This is a genomic window from Lactobacillus helveticus (genome assembly GCF_046109915.1).
Lineage (GTDB): Bacteria > Bacillota > Bacilli > Lactobacillales > Lactobacillaceae > Lactobacillus > Lactobacillus helveticus.
The window spans coordinates 418,014-433,332 of the sequence record NZ_CP151471.1 but is presented as its reverse complement, the minus strand read 5'-3'; the positions used below and the strand labels follow the sequence as shown (position 1 = coordinate 433,332).

The following is a 15,319-nucleotide window of genomic DNA, read 5'->3' as shown; positions in this document are numbered from 1 at the left end:
TTCTATACCCCCGCTTTCTTATCTTCTGCACTCTTAAGCAATGGGAAGCCACGTTTTTCACGTTCTTCAACAAACTTAACAGCAACTTCATGAGCTAAGTTTCTAATTCTTGATAAGTAACCAGCACGTTCAGTTACTGAAACAGCACCACGTGCATCAAGCAAGTTGAAAGTATGTGAACACTTCAAAATGTAATCATATGCTGGGTGTACAAGGTTTTGACTAAGTAAACGCTTAGCAGTTGATTCATAAATATCAAAGAATTTAAGAAGTTGTTTTTGATCTGATTCTTCAAAAGCATATTTAGAATGTTCATATTCTGGTTGCTTAAAGATATCACGATAAAGTACGCCATCGCCCCATTCAAGGTCAAAGACATTATTAACATCTTGAATGTATGATGCAAGTCTTTCAACACCATAAGTAATTTCACTCATAGTTGGCTTAACATCTAATTCACCAACAACTTGGAAGTAAGTAAATTGGCTGACTTCCATACCGTCAAGCCATACTTCCCAACCAACACCGGCACAACCCATGGATGGGTTAGCCCAGTTATCTTCAACGAAACGAATATCGTGTTCTAAAGGATCAATACCTAAAACCTTCAAACTATCTAAGTAGTATTGTTGAATATCCTTAGGAGCTGGCTTAATAACAACTTGGAATTGGTGGTGTTGGAATAACCGGTTAGGGTTTTCACCATAACGACCATCTGCAGGTCTTCTAGAAGGCTCTACATAACAAGCTGCCCATGGTTCTGGACCAACTGCACGAAGAAAAGTGTAAGGACTCATTGTACCTGCACCCTTTTCAACATCATATGAAGGCATAATCATACAACCTTTGGAGGACCAGAATTGTTCCAGCTTAAAGATCATATTTTGAATGTTTAATTTCTTATCTGCCATTTTCCTTAATTCTCCTCCTGCGCTAGGCCATAAAAAAAGCCTATGCAAAATTTTGCATAGGGACGAAATATTATCGCGGTTCCACCCTAATTCAGGAAGTATTCTTCCTGCACTTAATTGAATATGACTAGAGGTACCTTTTCCTAATGTGTCCTTTCACCTACCGACACTCGCTAAATTAGTACTTTTTTAAATCCTCATCATTGTCAAATACGTGTTTATTCTAACACATGAATTAGGTTAAAACCAGACTTTAAAACAGCTTTATTTCATCTAAAAACTTTTTGGTTTTTAGATTTAAATCGATTATTTCTCTATAAATACGATCAATTGCTTTGCGAGTTGCTTTTTTAGTTTCAGTATTTAATTCAATATTTCCTAAGCGCTCAATAGGTAAAAGACCAATTGTACGTAATACTGCAGTCTGTTTAGAAGTTAAATGCAACCGATTATTTACCTTTGCAAAATGATCGCTGCAAACAATGCCACCTAATTTAATTGAGTAGTCGAATACTCCTCTTTCTTTACCGCAAATAACGCAATGTCGTAATTCAGGTTCAACCCCAAACGCACTCAACATTTTCATCTGTACGATTTGGGTGATCATTTCATTATCTATACCAGCATCAATCTTTTTCAGAGCAAAAACCGCTAAGTCATAATATTTACCAAGAGGTTGATATTCAACAAAAGCGTGATCAATTAAGTCAAAAATAAAAGAAGTGTAAGCATTCTTCGTCAAGTCACGGTATAAACCGTCAAATTGCTTCACTTCTTTATAAGTACGCAGATTGCTTAAACCATGACCGCTAGTATAAATGACATAAGTACCCATTGAGAAATTCAATGTTGCTGCACTCAATTGTGATTTAGGTCTTAATGCCCCTTTCACAATCAAAGTGATAATACCATCTTGTTTAGTCATAATCTTAGCTAACAAATCTGCTTCTTTATATTTTTGCCTTTTGAAAATGATGCCCTGAACTTCTTTCAGTTCACGTGCCATCTAACTGAGCTCCTTCTTATCATACCCAATTTGTTTCAAAAAGCTTGGATCTGAGCGCCAATTGTGTTGAACTTTAACCCAAAGGCGCAAGTTTACTTTTTCGCCAAGTAAATGCTCTATTTCTTTACGTGAGTTAATACCGATCTGTTTCAGCATTTTACCACCTTTACCGATAATAATGCCTTTTTGACCATCTTTCTCCACATAAATAGTAGCTTCTATTAATAACTTGCCATTTTGATGCTTATTCATTTGGTCAACTGCAACTGCGGTAGCGTGTGGCACTTCTTGAGAAGTGAGTCGCAGAATTTGTTCACGAATAAGCTCAGCCACAACAAAATATTCTGGGCGATCTGTGATCTGATCAGCACCATAATATTGTGGACCTTCTGGCAAATATTTATTAATTGTATTAAGCAAATCTTCAATACCAATACCTTGAGTAGCAGAAATCGGTAGTATTTCTTTAAAGCCTTCAAGTTTATGGTATGAATCCATAATTGGCAAAAGTTTATTGGGATGAATTTGATCAACCTTATTAATTACTAAAAATACGGGTATTTTAACTTCTTTTAACAAGTTAGCAATATATTGATCACCTTTACCAATTTCCTCAGGTTCAACCATGAATAAAACTAAGTCAACATCATTTAAACTAGACAAACTAGCTTTATCCATGTAATCGTCAAGCTTTGAATGAGGCTTAAAAATACCTGGCGTATCAACAAATACAACTTGCATTTTATCTGAAGTATAAATACCTGAGATACGATTACGCGTTGTTTGTGGCTTGTTTGATGTGATCGCTACTTTTTGACCTACCAAATAGTTCATTAAAGTTGATTTACCTACATTTGGTCGACCAACTAAAGCAACAAAGCCAGATTTAAATCTTTTTTCTTCCATTATTTACCTCTGCCTTCATCTAATTGATCAGAACATAATGGCAAGCCATATTCTTCTAATACCTTGCCTTGAATGCCAAACATTTCTTTAGCTTCATCAGGTTTAATATGGTCATAGCCATTTAAATGTAAAAATCCATGAACTACAGTATAACCAAATTCTCGATCAAATCCTGTTCCATATTCCTTACTGTGACGCTTTATCACGCTAGGACACATAAATAAGTCCCCAATATCTTCTTGAAAATCTGGATCATCTTCAAATGCTGATAAATCAATTGCATCCTCACCATCTTCTATTGCAAAAGAAATAACATCAGTTGGACGATCTTTAGCACGATATTTCAAATTAATCTCATGACTACGGTCTTCATCGACAAAGTTAATACTCATTTCTAAGTTATTATCTTTACCAATCTCTTTTTTAGCTAAAAGCAATAACTTTATAATCCAGTCTTGCCAGTTGCGATTCTTATCGTCTAAAAATCCGACTTCATCATGATATGTAACATCAATTGGATCCATTTTTAATTTTTAATGTCCTCTTTTTCATAAGCAGTAATAATTTTGGCAACTACAGGATGTCGAACGACATCATTTGCAGAGAAATTAATGAACTTAATTTGGTCGATATTCTTTAAAATATGCTTAGCATCAATTAAACCGCTATGCTGTCGTCCCGGTAAATCGACCTGAGTCATATCTCCATTTACGACCATCTTAGAGTTAAATCCAAGACGAGTTAAGAACATTTTCATCTGGGCATCTGTAGTATTTTGGGCTTCATCAAGAATTACAAAAGCATCGTCAAGAGTACGTCCACGCATATAAGCAAGTGGAGCAACCTCAATTACGCCACGTTCCATCAAACGGTCAGTCGTATTAGTTCCAAGAATAGCGTACAAAGAATCATAAATTGGTCTCAAGTAGGGATCAACTTTTTCTTTTAAATCTCCTGGCAAAAAACCTAACGATTCACCAGCTTCTACAGCTGGTCTAGTCAAAATTATGCGGGAAACTTCACCCTTTTTAAAGGCAGCAATTGCACAGACAACAGCCAAAAATGTCTTACCTGTTCCGGCTGGTCCTATTCCAAAAACAACATCAGATTTATTAATGGCCTCTACATAACGCTTTTGACCCATATTCTTGACTCTAATCGGTCTGCCTTTAGCCTCCCGAATTAAAACCTTTTTATACAGATCTGCAAAGTACTCAGTTGTACCCTTATCGGCCATCTTCATCGCACTCACAGTGTCGGGCGCACCAACGTTAACGCCGGTATTCACAACATTGTCTAATGCTTTCAAAACAGCAATAGCTTTTTTAACATTTGCCTCATCGTCTCCAGTAATAATAATCTCATTACCAGTATCTGAAATAGACAAATTATAACCTTCTGAAAGAAGCTTTAGATTTCCATCATTAACTCCAACTAATTTTTGAATGTCTTCTACCCTTTGGGGTATAAAAGTTGTTTGAGCCAAAAAGACCCGCTCCTTCTTGTTACTACTAATTCAGCTGATCACGAACTGTTTGTGAAGCAGCCTTACCATCAGCGCGTCCCTTAATTTTTGGCATTAAAGCCTTCATGACTTTGCCAAAATCAGACTTGCCTTTAGCACCAACTTCATCAATCGTTTCCTTAACAGCGAATTCAAGTTCTTCCCTGCTGATTTGCTTAGGCATGTACTTTTCAACTACGGCTAATTCTTTCTTAGTTTCTTCAACTAATTCAGCACGTTTAGCCTTAGTGAATTCTTCGATTGATTCTTCTCTTTGCTTTTTCTCACGATTAAGAACCGTTAATTCTTCATCTGGAGTTAAATCATGTCCCAACTTGATTTTTTCATTCATCAAAGCAGATTTAATCATCCGGACAGTATTAAGCGTAGTCTTATCATGATTTTTCATAGCTGTTTTCATATCAGCCATGATCTTATCTGATAAACTCAATATGCATCCTTCTTTCTATTAAAAACCCAATAGTATTATAACAAACTATGCGCATAACTAAAATGAAAGTATAAAAAAACTCACCCATTCCCGGGTGAGTTTTCAGTATATTAATAATGTCTGCGCTTGCGTGCAGCTTCAGACTTTAACTTTCTACGAACACTTGGTTTTTCGTAGAATTCGCGTTTACGGTATTCTTGTAAGGTACCACTTCTTGAAACGGAACGCTTGAAACGACGAAGAGCATCATCAATAGACTCGTTTTCGTGAACTATTGTCTTAGCCATGTGTGATCCCTCCTTCCATTTCTTGGCGTTACGCCATACATTTACTTAAATTATACCAAACTAATTTTGCGGGTCAATACATTCTTATAATATTTTTTATAAAATCCATATTATTTTTAAGTCCTTACATTTTGTTAGCATTGTTTTACTAAGTTTAAATATACTTTTTCTCCAATTATCCAATATCAACTTAACGAATTTTCTTGTTAATTCGCTTTCATTAATAGTATAATTTTTGCAGAAAGAGGTGCTATTATATGGCAGAAACAAAAGACCAAAATGAAGTAAACATCATCATTATTTCAGATGCAGCTGGTGACACTGCCTTTAGTAATGCTACAGCCGCTGCTGCTGAATTTCCAAAGGCCCAAATTAATTATCGTCGTTATCCATTTATTACTAATAAGGATAAACTTGATGAAGTCTTGGAGGAGATTGAAAAATATCCTAATTTAGTGATTATTTATAGTTTGGTAAAAGATGAGATGCAAATGCCTGTAATTAAATTTGCACGGGAGCACAATATCCAATGCGTTGATATCTTTTCACCGGTAGTAGAAGCAATCCAACAAGCTACTCATATGACTCCTGATCAAAAGATCGGTGCTCAACACAGCTTAAATCAAAAATACTTTGATAGAATTTCTGCAATGGAATTTGCTGTTATGTATGATGATGGTAAGGATCCAAAAGGTTTCTTGGAAGCTGACGTAGTTTTACTTGGTGTATCACGTACTTCAAAGACTCCACTCTCCTTATTCTTAGCTAACAAGAATTTAAAAGTTGCTAACTTGCCTTTGGTTCCAGAAACTCATATTCCAAAGGAAATCTACGAAATTGATCCTAAGAAGATTATCGGTTTAACTAATGACCCATCAGTTTTAAACGAAATTAGACGTCAAAGAATGATTGCCTATGGTTTAAACCCTGATACTACTTACTCCAACATGGATTCAATTAACAAAGAATTGGAATCAGCTCAAGCACTTTACAAGAAGCTTGGTTGCTATGTAATCAATGTTGCCCACCGTTCAATTGAAGAAACAGCTGCCCTTATTTTGGAGCACTTGGGCATTGACGACTATGCAAAGTAACAAATTAACTAAATAATTAAAAATCACTCTTGAATTTATTTTTCAGAGTGATTTTTAATTATTTAGTTTTAGAAAGAAATTTGTAACTATCTCATAAAACAAATGCGCTACATATAGATAAGATTATTATAGAGAGGAGGAAGAAATCAGGCACAACCTGAAATACGCTATAGATGAGATTTCGTAAAACAATTATTACTTTATTGGGGACAGTTTTAGTAAGTTCCAGTTTTAATATTGCAAATGTTCAGCAGACACAATGGAGGATTCTTCTCTTGCTGTCACTACAGAAAATGTTAAAAAAAAGAAGATATATAAATGGTGCTATCCATTTAAAGCTTGTGAAAAACACGGCGTGCGTCCAATGTTCAAGGCCCAAACTTTTGGTATGACAAATTATTTGCGTTCTTCTAATCCGCCTTCTTATTTCCACGACGGCTGGGACTTTGGTTATTCTGAAGTTGGTCGTTCTACTGTTTATGCCATTCATGCAGGTACAGTTAAAAAAGTCGCTTACGGCAGCGGTTTAGGATGGTTTATTTGGTTTGTCAGTCCTGATAAATATGTTGAAGTTTATCAAGAAGGATTTACCAAGAAGAAAGATATTTACGTAAAAACTGGTCAAAAGATCGGTAAAATGACCAGCTCTCATTTACATTTAGGATTAACTAAGACGACCAAAGATTATATTAATAAACATGGTTTCCCATGCAAAAACTGGAATGTTGATAACCGCACTTGGCTTAATTCGATTAATGTAATTAAAAAATATTATAATAGCAAAAAAGTTACTTAACATAATTTAAGATATCGAAAGTAAAATTTCTAGTATAGGAATTTTTTATTGGTCATTAATACAAGTTTTGTTAAACTTAGTATGTTATTCATTAATAAATAATTTCGTTGCTCAAGCGTTGCACATTTTTTACAAAATTTCTGCATTAACTTTTGTAGCAACTAAAAAGGACAATAAATGGATCAATTAGATAAATTTAACCGACGCTATAATTTTCTTTCAAAATTATCTGCCGCCTTCTTTTATTCAATTGCTGTTGCTATCGCGTTAAATTTTTTCTGGACACCCGGACATATGTACTCATCCGGTATCACAGGATTCGCCCAGTTAATTAACACCGTTAGTGAACGTTATCTTCCCTTTACGCTAACGACATCGTTTATGTACTTTATATTGAACTTCCCTTTGTTTATTCTGGCTTGGTTCAAAATCGGTCATAAATTCACATTTTTCACTATCGTTGCTGTTGTTCTGGGTTCGTTCATGATGCATTGGATTCAACCATGGCAAATGCGTCTAGACCCACTTGTTTGTGCCATCTTTGGTGCTTCAATTAATGGTATCGGCACAGGTTTGGCGTTAAAAAATGGTATTTCAACTGGCGGTTTAGATATTATCGGCATTGTTATTAGACAAAAAACCGGTATCAGCTACGGTAAATTTAATATTTTTATTAATCTGATTATTATTGCCGCTGCTGGTTGCATGTTTGGTTGGACACGTGCTTTATATTCTGCATTAACTATCTTTATCAATGGTCGAGTAATTGACGCAGTTTATACACAACACCAAAAGATGCAGGTAATGATTGTTACTCAGCATCCCCAGCACATTATTGATGGCATTCAAAACCGAATGCACCGCGGTATTACTATTTTGCATGATGCCGAAGGTGCTTACAGCCATATTGAAAAGACTGTTTTGATCACTATCATCGATCGTTACGATATGTATGACATTCATCAGATCGTTCAAAAAGCAGATCCCTATGCATTCATGAGTGTAAGCGAAGTTGAGAAGGTCTATGGCCGTTTCAAGGAACAGGAAATTGTTTAGGTATAAATTTGTTAATAAGCTTCTATTGGTTATATTTCACCAATAGAAGCTTATTTTTATTTGTTCAATTTTTTCAAAATTTTGCTCCTTTTCTGCTCCTCCATTTAATTAAAGTTTATAATCTAACTTAGATAGAAAGGCGGGTTTTGATGAGCTCATATTATCAATTAGTTTGGCTAGAAAATGAATTAGACTCATATTCTACTGATAAACTTAACTTCATTTTCAATATTATTAATCGTCCCTTCCCTGTTAGTTACAGGCAGTTATATCCTAGTCGAATTGAGTGGCAAAAAGCTGTTAAAAAACACGAAGATTTAATTAAAAGAGTTAAAAATATTATTCTGAAACGCAGCGATGCTCATACTGTTCGGGCAGCTTGGCTCAATCAGCATAATAAACAAGCAGAGGTGGCAACAAATGGCTATACAATTGAACAGTTAGCTAATAAGTTGCCACACATGGCAAATCAACTAGGTGCTTTTATGGAAATTGAAAACATTGAAATAAAATATTTCGATGAAGATTTTAAACCTCGGTATGATTTATCTGATTTTCAAGATATTGCAATAGATAATTATCCAAATAGCGGCTTCAAGAAAAATGGCATGACAAAAGAAGCTTTTCTTAAACTTTATCCTCAAGTTCCAAAAAACAAATTAGAAGAAGTGCTAGATATAGCTGACTGCGAATTGGAAGAGGAAGATAATACTGAAATTATTCCTTACTGGTACGCTGTTAATGCAAAAAGAGTACTGGTTGATGGTGATTCATTTACTGAAACTTTCGATAATTAAAAAATGACCTTGATTGACTAAAATCAAGGTCATTTTATTAATCTTCAATTATTTGCACTCCATTATTATCAGGCTTAAGTATTAAGGTTTGATCCTTTAATCCATGTTTTCTTAAACCAGATAAGAAGCCATTTACGTGCTCGCCTTCAATCCAAGTCACAATTGTTGAACCTGCACCACTTAAATACGTTGCTAAAGCATGTTTTTGATGTGCTACTTCACGTACAAGCAAAAGCTCTGGAACTAATTGTTCTCGATACTTTTCATGAAAAGCATCTTTCTCAACAAGTTCACCTGCCATCTGATAATTTTTAGCAAATAAACTAGCTACTAAAGTGTTGGCAATAGCTGAACCATGGGTTGCAGTTTTTTAAATCCAGTTGTGCAGGCAACACATTGCGAGATTTCTTCGTAGGCAAATTATATTCCGGTGCATAAGCTACCTAAAGAAAAATCGGGCAATGGCGCTTTAATGGTATCAAAATGATTGTCAATCTCGGTACCAACAATTAAACCACCTAAAATTGTTGGTGCAATATTATTGGAATGTCCTTCAATTTTAGTTCCAATTTTTACCTTTTCTTTATCTGATAAATTTAATTTACCAAAATGATTAGCTAACTCAATCCCTGCAGCAATCGCACTAGAACTACTTCCTAAGCCATGTGCTAACGGAATATTGCTTTTTACTTGTAAATGCAGAGGTGGCAACCCTGGATAAACTGTTAACGCTGTTTTTACAATTAAATTATTTTCATCATGTGGAATATCGGGCATAACATGATCTACTTGAAAACGATCAGAAATATTTAATACTTCAACTTCCAAATAAAGCGATACAGCCCATACCTAAAGAATCAAAACCTGGTCCTAGATTAGCAGTTGAAGCTGGTACCTTAATAATCATTGTTAACTCCTCCATTATAAAATCTTATAGCTGGCCAGTATTTTTACACCGGTAGTTGTCATTTTTTCTAATTGTCAACGAGTAATTGCCTTAGTTATTACGATCGTTCTATCCTCTATTTGTTTTAATTCTTGAATTTCTATCCCTAATTCATCAAAAATTTGACTCAAATGAGCTATTTTTTTCTTGAGCAAATGACAAGTAATATGGATATTTAACGTCTTTTGTAATGTCTAAAGAATCTTCATTAGAAAAGCGATTAAATAATTGACCAGTATTTTTATGAGCGAAATTTCTTACCTTACTAACAATATCATTCATAACTGAGTTAGCAGTTGCTAAACTACCAGCTCCCGGTCCAGTTAGAAGTGCTGTCCCTAAATTTTCACTTACAATTTGCAAAGCATAATTTCATTTTTTATATTGGCCATTAATGCATCATTAGATAAAAGACAAGGAGCAACTTCTATAAACAATTGATCTGCTATCTTTTTAGCAATACCGATTAATTTAATCGTATAACTTAATTTCTTAGCTTGCTGTAAGTCGAAGCCTTGCAAATGATTGATCCCTTGAACAGAAAAATCACTAAGCTTAATATGCACGCCAAAAGCAAATTGACACAATAAGATCATTTTATAGGCAGCATCTTTGCCAGTCACATCATTAGTAGGATCTGCCTCCGCAAAGCCTAATTCTTGGGCACGCTTTAAAGCCGCAGCATAGCTTAAACCTTTTTCATCCATTTGCGATAAAATATAATTAGTTGTACCATTCACAATGCCTTGAATTTCTAAAATATGATCTCCTACATAAGAATCGCTTAATGTGCGTAAAATTGGTATGCCTCCGGCAACACTGGCATTATACATTAAATCGCAATGATTATCTTGAGCTAATTTAATCAATTCTGATCCAAAAACAGTCATTAAATCCTTATTAGCAGTTATTACATTTTTACCAGCACTTAATGCCTCACTAATGTATTCTTTTGCGGGATGAAGGCCGCCCATCACTTCCGTCACAATTTTAATCTCAGGATCACTTAAAATCTCATTAAAATCAGTAGTCAAACTTACCTTTTCTGCAAGTTCTTGATACTTTTGCAGATTTCGCACGAGGGCTTTTTTAACGACAATCGTTTGCCCATTTGTTTGTTCAATTTTTCCATTATTCTTTTTTATAATGTTTAAAACACCAGAACCTACAGTTCCCAATCCAAGTAATGCTATTTTAACTGTTATCTTTATCTATCCCTCTTTTTAATTATTTTCTTATTTTTATGATTGTAACATATGGTAAAAACAAGTTACAATGTTTTATATATTAATTAAGACTTAAGAATAGGAAGATGCTTTATGAAATATCGTAGTACTCGAGGTTCAAAAGAAAATACTTTAAATTCAGCTGCTGCTATTATTCAGGGATTAGCTCCTGATGGTGGATTATATGTTCCACTGGATTTTCCTAAGGCTAATTTTAAATTAGAAGATTTACCAAAATTATCTTATAAACAGATAGCCGCAATGGTAATTAGCTTATTTTTTAATGATTATTCTAAAGAACAAATACAAAGCGCTGTACTTAACGCATATAGTGAACAATGGGACTACCGCAGCATTGTCCCTATTGAAAAGCATGATCATAATTTCTACATGGAATTATTCCACGGACCAACTCTTGCTTTTAAAGATATTGCTTTACAAATCTTGCCCCAATTAATGACTCGAGCTGTACAAATTGAAAAAATTGATCGCAATATTATCATCTTGACTGCTACTTCTGGAGATACAGGTACAGCTTCCATGCGCGGATTTGCTAATCAAAAATGCACTAGCGTGATTGTCTTCTATCCAGAAGGCGATGTTAGTCCAGTACAGCTTCGTCAAATGCTCAGTCAGCATGGCGACAATTTACAAGCAATTGCTATTAAAGGGAACTTTGACGATGCCCAAACCGAAGTAAAGAAAATTTTCAACGATGAGAAATTTAAAACTTTATTAAATAAAAACGGCTATCAATTCTCCTCTGCTAATTCAATGAACATTGGTCGACTTGTCCCTCAAATTTCTTATTATCTTTACACATACGGTCAATTAGTGCGAAGACAAGAAATCAAATTAGGCAATGAAATTAACTTTTCTGTACCTACAGGTAATTTTGGGGATATTTTAGCTGGCTACTATGCCAAAAAGTTAGGATTACCAATTAAAAAATTAATTTGTGCTTCAAATGAAAACAATGTTCTTACCGATTTCTTTAAAAATGGTGAATATGACCGTCGTCGCAAATTCCATTTAACCAACGCACCTGCAATGGATATCTTGGTTTCTAACAATCTTGAACGGCTCTTGTTTGATCTTTACGATAATGACTACAAACAAATTAGCAGCTTGATGAATCAACTGACTCAACGGGGCCACTATCAAATCAGTGATGAAGTTCACGCCAAACTTCAAGAAATCTTTGCCGCTGATTTTGCAACAGAAAGACAAGTTATTAAAGAAATCAATCGCATCTATAATTATGACCGTTACTTAATTGATCCCCATACTGCGGTTGGTTCTTATGTTGCTCACCAATATCAAGAAAAGACCGGTGATACAACGCCTATGGTAATTGTATCAACTGCTAGTCCATATAAATTCCCAGAAACAGTATATGAAGCAGTAACTGGTCGCGTGTGCCCTCAAACAGGAGTTGCAGCTATCAAGAAGCTCCATGAGGAATTAGGTGGTCAATTATCAATTGGAGTGCGGACCTTATTTGATCGTAAACCCGGCTTGGAAAAAGTAATCGATCCACAAAATATGGAAATAGTAATTAGCTCAATTTTAGACTTAAAATAATTCGAGGGAAAAATATGAAAGTTTTAAAATTTGGTGGTTCATCACTTGCTACAGGAAACAACGTTGATAAAGCGTTAAAGATCATTAAAGCTGATGCATAACGTCAAGTAATTGTAGTTTCTGCGCCTGGTAAACGAACCGATGATGATATCAAAGTAACTGATTTACTGATTACATACGCATATGCTAGTTTAAGAAGTAACAATTACGATGATATTGTTAATAAAATTTTCAAACGCTATGAACTAGTTACTCAATATTTCAATTTACATGAAAAAGAACTAAGCGAAATTAAACGCCTATTATTAACTTTACCTAAACTTGATTATCCGAATGCTGATTATAGAATGGCTACCTTTAAGGCACATGGTGAACGCTTAAACGCCATGCTAATTACTAAAATTCTTAATCATCAAGGCATCAAAACGCGTTTTTTGGAGCCTAAAGATGTGGGCTTAATAGTTACTGGAACCCCTAATAATGCTGAAGTCAATCCTGAGACATACGTTAATTTAAAACGTATCAAACTAAATAAAGATGAGCGCATTATCTTTCCAGGTTTTTACGGTATTACTCCATCAGCACATATTGCTACATTTTCACGAGGTGGTTCTGATATTACTGGTGCTATTCTAGCTCGCGGATTTAACGCTAACTTATATGAAAACTTTACTGATGTTGACGCTATTTTTTTCTGCCAATCCCCACATCATCGATCATCCCAAGCCTATTAAGAAAATGACCTACCAAGAAATGCGAGAACTATCATATGCTGGCTTTTCCGTTTTTCATGATGAAGCGCTAATTCCCGCCATCCAAGGTGAAATTCCAGTTAACGTTAAAAACACGAATGCTCCGGAAAAACCTGGCACTTTAATTGTGCCAGAGGAAGGTTTTACGGCTAAGAAAACAATAACTGGTATTGCTGGAGGCAAGAACTTTGCAGCACTTTATTTGAGAAAATATATGTTGAACAAAGGTGCTGGTTTCACACTAAAGCTAATGGAAATTTTCAATCGTCATCATGTATCTTATGAGCACATGCCGTCTGGTATTGATGATCTAACTGTAATTTTTAAGAAAGATGCATTAAATGACCAATTAATTGACGTTATCTGTAATGAAATCCAAACTAGTTTAAATCCAGATCAAATGCAATGGATAGATGATTACGCTATTACAATGGTCGTGCGTGAAGGGATGAAGGACAAATTGACCCTTTGTGCCAGTCTTCTCTACCCTCTTGGTAAAAAAGACATCTCTATTCAGATGATCAACCAAGGTGCCTCACAGATATCAATTATGATTGGGACTAGACGTAAAGATGAAGAAACAGTGATTAAGACTATTTATGACAACTTCATCGCTGAAGATTAGTTTACATAATCATAATTACGTAATTGCTTTATATTTTCATACAAAAAAAGCCAATTAACTTACTTTAATAAATTAATTGGCTCAGGGATTACATTAGACTTGACTCTAATATAATTTTACTTGGTAAATTTAATCTTGCATAGCTTTATTCTTAATCATTCTATTAATTTTTCAATACAAATTCTTAAGATTTAATTGTTAGATTATATATAACTTATCGAAAGGAAAATGAATTTGATTAAATTAATACTCATTACAGTTGCCTTAGCAACTGCAGGAATCATGGCTATCAGCTCTACGTTAGTTAATAAGCCTCTCCCTATTAAAGTAAAGAATCGAAACAATTGCAAATAATTCAAAAAGCAAGTTATTTTTCAACTAAATAACTTGCTTTTTCTTATGGTCGATAGAAAATTTCTCCTTGATCCATTATACAATCAGGTTTAAGTAGGTGAAGACCTTTACTTTCTACCACATACTTGGTAGCTTCTAGATATTTTTTGAAGTGTTTAGTCTTATGATATTCCTCGTATGTTTCTTCAGTTTTGTATACTTCTAATGAAAACCATTCATTCGGTTGATTCATAATAGTACCAGCAATCATTGCCAAGATGCCGTCTTCTTTTTCAACCGCAGTTTTCATTTCTTTCATTACGGCATTGGCGAATTCATCGCCCTTACCCAACTGCACACCAATTTCAATTAAATAAACCACATATTGATTATCGTGCGTAATAGCTAACTTTTCTGGCTTAGTTGAAATAAATTCAGGATATAATTTTACTTTAACTTGACTATTTACAATATCTTTCAGATCACGTTCAAATTGCTGGACTTGACTTAAAGACTCATGTTTTTGATAAGCATCGTCATTTTGATAACTTTCTATCAAGTAGTTTTTATATTCCCTTTGATCTTCATGACCGCTCTGCATAAATAATGCATTCTTTGCATTTAACATATACTTTTCCACTTTTTGAGTATATATTTCTTGCTTTTCAGGATTTATTTCTAATCTAAATAAATTTAAAACAGGTGCATTCTCTAATCTCATTTTTTATTCCTACCAAATTAATTTTTATTGATATTATAAACTATTTTTTCAAAAAAGTTACTGCCAAAATCAACTTAACATAATTTCTATAATTTGAAGTTTTTTTAACAAAAAACTTCAATCAATTCTTTAAAGATTGATTGAAGCTTTTCTTCTATATTAGATTTTACAAATGATAGTCTACCTTTTTAAACTTATAATTTTTCATTTGTTTAGCCAATTTCTTGCTTCTATAGTAATTGCCGCCATCGTATCTACTTGAATACAGTAAAACATTATGCTTTTTACCATTAATCTTTTGAGGCATTACTCTATATAGACTCC

The 15,319-nt window shown here is 34.3% G+C and carries 15 protein-coding genes and 3 pseudogenes; 6 read left to right on the top strand and 12 right to left on the bottom strand.

Features of this window, described 5'->3' with window-relative positions; translation table 11 throughout:
- Positions 1-2 precede the first annotated feature (2 nt).
- The 7 genes from glyQ to rpsU all read right to left on the bottom strand — a co-directional run bounded on the left by glyQ (position 3) and on the right by rpsU (position 5,065).
- On the bottom strand, positions 3-911 hold the full coding sequence (glyQ, locus tag AADV52_RS02270; RefSeq protein ID WP_014918671.1) for a glycine--tRNA ligase subunit alpha: 909 nt from the start codon (positions 909-911) through the stop codon (positions 3-5).
- Positions 912-1,164: 253 nt separating this feature from the next.
- Entirely contained in the window at positions 1,165-1,917 is a 753-nt protein-coding gene (gene recO / locus AADV52_RS02265; protein WP_014918670.1) for a DNA repair protein RecO, read from the bottom strand.
- Positions 1,918-2,823: a GTPase Era gene (gene era, locus AADV52_RS02260; protein ID WP_014918669.1), complete on the bottom strand. Its 906-nt coding sequence runs from the start codon at positions 2,821-2,823 to the stop codon at positions 1,918-1,920.
- On the bottom strand, positions 2,823-3,347 hold the full coding sequence (gene ybeY / locus AADV52_RS02255) for an rRNA maturation RNase YbeY (RefSeq protein WP_014918668.1): 525 nt from the start codon (positions 3,345-3,347) through the stop codon (positions 2,823-2,825). Before ybeY ends, era begins: the two co-directional genes overlap by 1 nt.
- Positions 3,348-3,349: 2 nt before the next feature.
- On the bottom strand, positions 3,350-4,309 hold the full coding sequence (locus AADV52_RS02250) for a PhoH family protein (RefSeq protein WP_014918667.1): 960 nt from the start codon (positions 4,307-4,309) through the stop codon (positions 3,350-3,352).
- Between the two features lie 25 nt (positions 4,310-4,334).
- The gene (locus tag AADV52_RS02245) at positions 4,335-4,778 is read right to left on the bottom strand and encodes a GatB/YqeY domain-containing protein (protein ID WP_014918666.1); all 444 of its coding nucleotides are present in this window, start codon (positions 4,776-4,778) and stop codon (positions 4,335-4,337) included.
- Positions 4,779-4,888: 110 nt separating this feature from the next.
- Positions 4,889-5,065 (bottom strand): 30S ribosomal protein S21, encoded by a 177-nt coding sequence (gene rpsU / locus AADV52_RS02240; RefSeq protein WP_002880182.1) that lies wholly within the window; start codon positions 5,063-5,065, stop codon positions 4,889-4,891.
- Between the two features lie 257 nt (positions 5,066-5,322).
- On the opposite strand from rpsU, the gene AADV52_RS02235 reads away from it, so the two are divergent.
- From AADV52_RS02235 to AADV52_RS02220, 4 genes and pseudogenes are all read left to right on the top strand, one after another.
- Entirely contained in the window at positions 5,323-6,159 is an 837-nt protein-coding gene (locus AADV52_RS02235) for a pyruvate, water dikinase regulatory protein (protein WP_014918665.1), read from the top strand.
- Between the two features lie 173 nt (positions 6,160-6,332).
- Positions 6,333-6,955 (top strand): annotated as a pseudogene (locus AADV52_RS02230) (M23 family metallopeptidase).
- 177 nt (positions 6,956-7,132) lie between these two features.
- Entirely contained in the window at positions 7,133-8,011 is an 879-nt protein-coding gene (locus AADV52_RS02225; RefSeq protein WP_014918663.1) for a YitT family protein, read from the top strand.
- A 149-nt stretch (positions 8,012-8,160) separates the two neighbouring features.
- Positions 8,161-8,808, top strand: coding sequence for a temperature-sensitive replication protein (locus AADV52_RS02220; RefSeq protein WP_014918662.1), 648 nt, complete (start codon positions 8,161-8,163; stop codon positions 8,806-8,808).
- A gap of 37 nt (positions 8,809-8,845) precedes the next feature.
- Here AADV52_RS02220 and thrB read toward each other — a convergent pair.
- The 3 genes and pseudogenes from thrB to AADV52_RS02205 all read right to left on the bottom strand — a co-directional run bounded on the left by thrB (position 8,846) and on the right by AADV52_RS02205 (position 10,932).
- Positions 8,846-9,715 (bottom strand): annotated as a pseudogene (gene thrB, locus AADV52_RS02215) (homoserine kinase).
- 153 nt (positions 9,716-9,868) lie between these two features.
- On the bottom strand, positions 9,869-10,117 hold the full coding sequence (locus AADV52_RS02210; RefSeq protein ID WP_014918660.1) for a hypothetical protein: 249 nt from the start codon (positions 10,115-10,117) through the stop codon (positions 9,869-9,871).
- A complete protein-coding gene (locus AADV52_RS02205) occupies positions 10,105-10,932 on the bottom strand; it encodes a homoserine dehydrogenase (RefSeq protein WP_230856758.1) in 828 nt (275 codons plus the stop codon). Before AADV52_RS02205 ends, AADV52_RS02210 begins: the two co-directional genes overlap by 13 nt.
- A gap of 141 nt (positions 10,933-11,073) precedes the next feature.
- Here AADV52_RS02205 and thrC point away from each other — a divergent pair, with 141 nt between their 5' ends.
- Together thrC and AADV52_RS02195 are read left to right on the top strand one after the other, a co-directional pair.
- Positions 11,074-12,564, top strand: a complete 1,491-nt coding sequence (gene thrC, locus AADV52_RS02200; RefSeq protein WP_014918658.1) for a threonine synthase — start codon at positions 11,074-11,076, stop codon at positions 12,562-12,564.
- A 14-nt stretch (positions 12,565-12,578) separates the two neighbouring features.
- Positions 12,579-13,941, top strand: a pseudogene (locus tag AADV52_RS02195) (aspartate kinase).
- Positions 13,942-14,338: 397 nt separating this feature from the next.
- On the opposite strand, the gene AADV52_RS02190 reads toward AADV52_RS02195, so the two are convergent.
- Together AADV52_RS02190 and AADV52_RS02185 are read right to left on the bottom strand one after the other, a co-directional pair.
- Positions 14,339-14,995 (bottom strand): putative quinol monooxygenase, encoded by a 657-nt coding sequence (locus tag AADV52_RS02190; RefSeq protein ID WP_014918657.1) that lies wholly within the window; start codon positions 14,993-14,995, stop codon positions 14,339-14,341.
- 166 nt (positions 14,996-15,161) lie between these two features.
- Positions 15,162-15,302, bottom strand: coding sequence for a hypothetical protein (locus tag AADV52_RS02185; protein ID WP_227028470.1), 141 nt, complete (start codon positions 15,300-15,302; stop codon positions 15,162-15,164).
- Between the last annotated feature and the right edge of the window lie 17 nt (positions 15,303-15,319).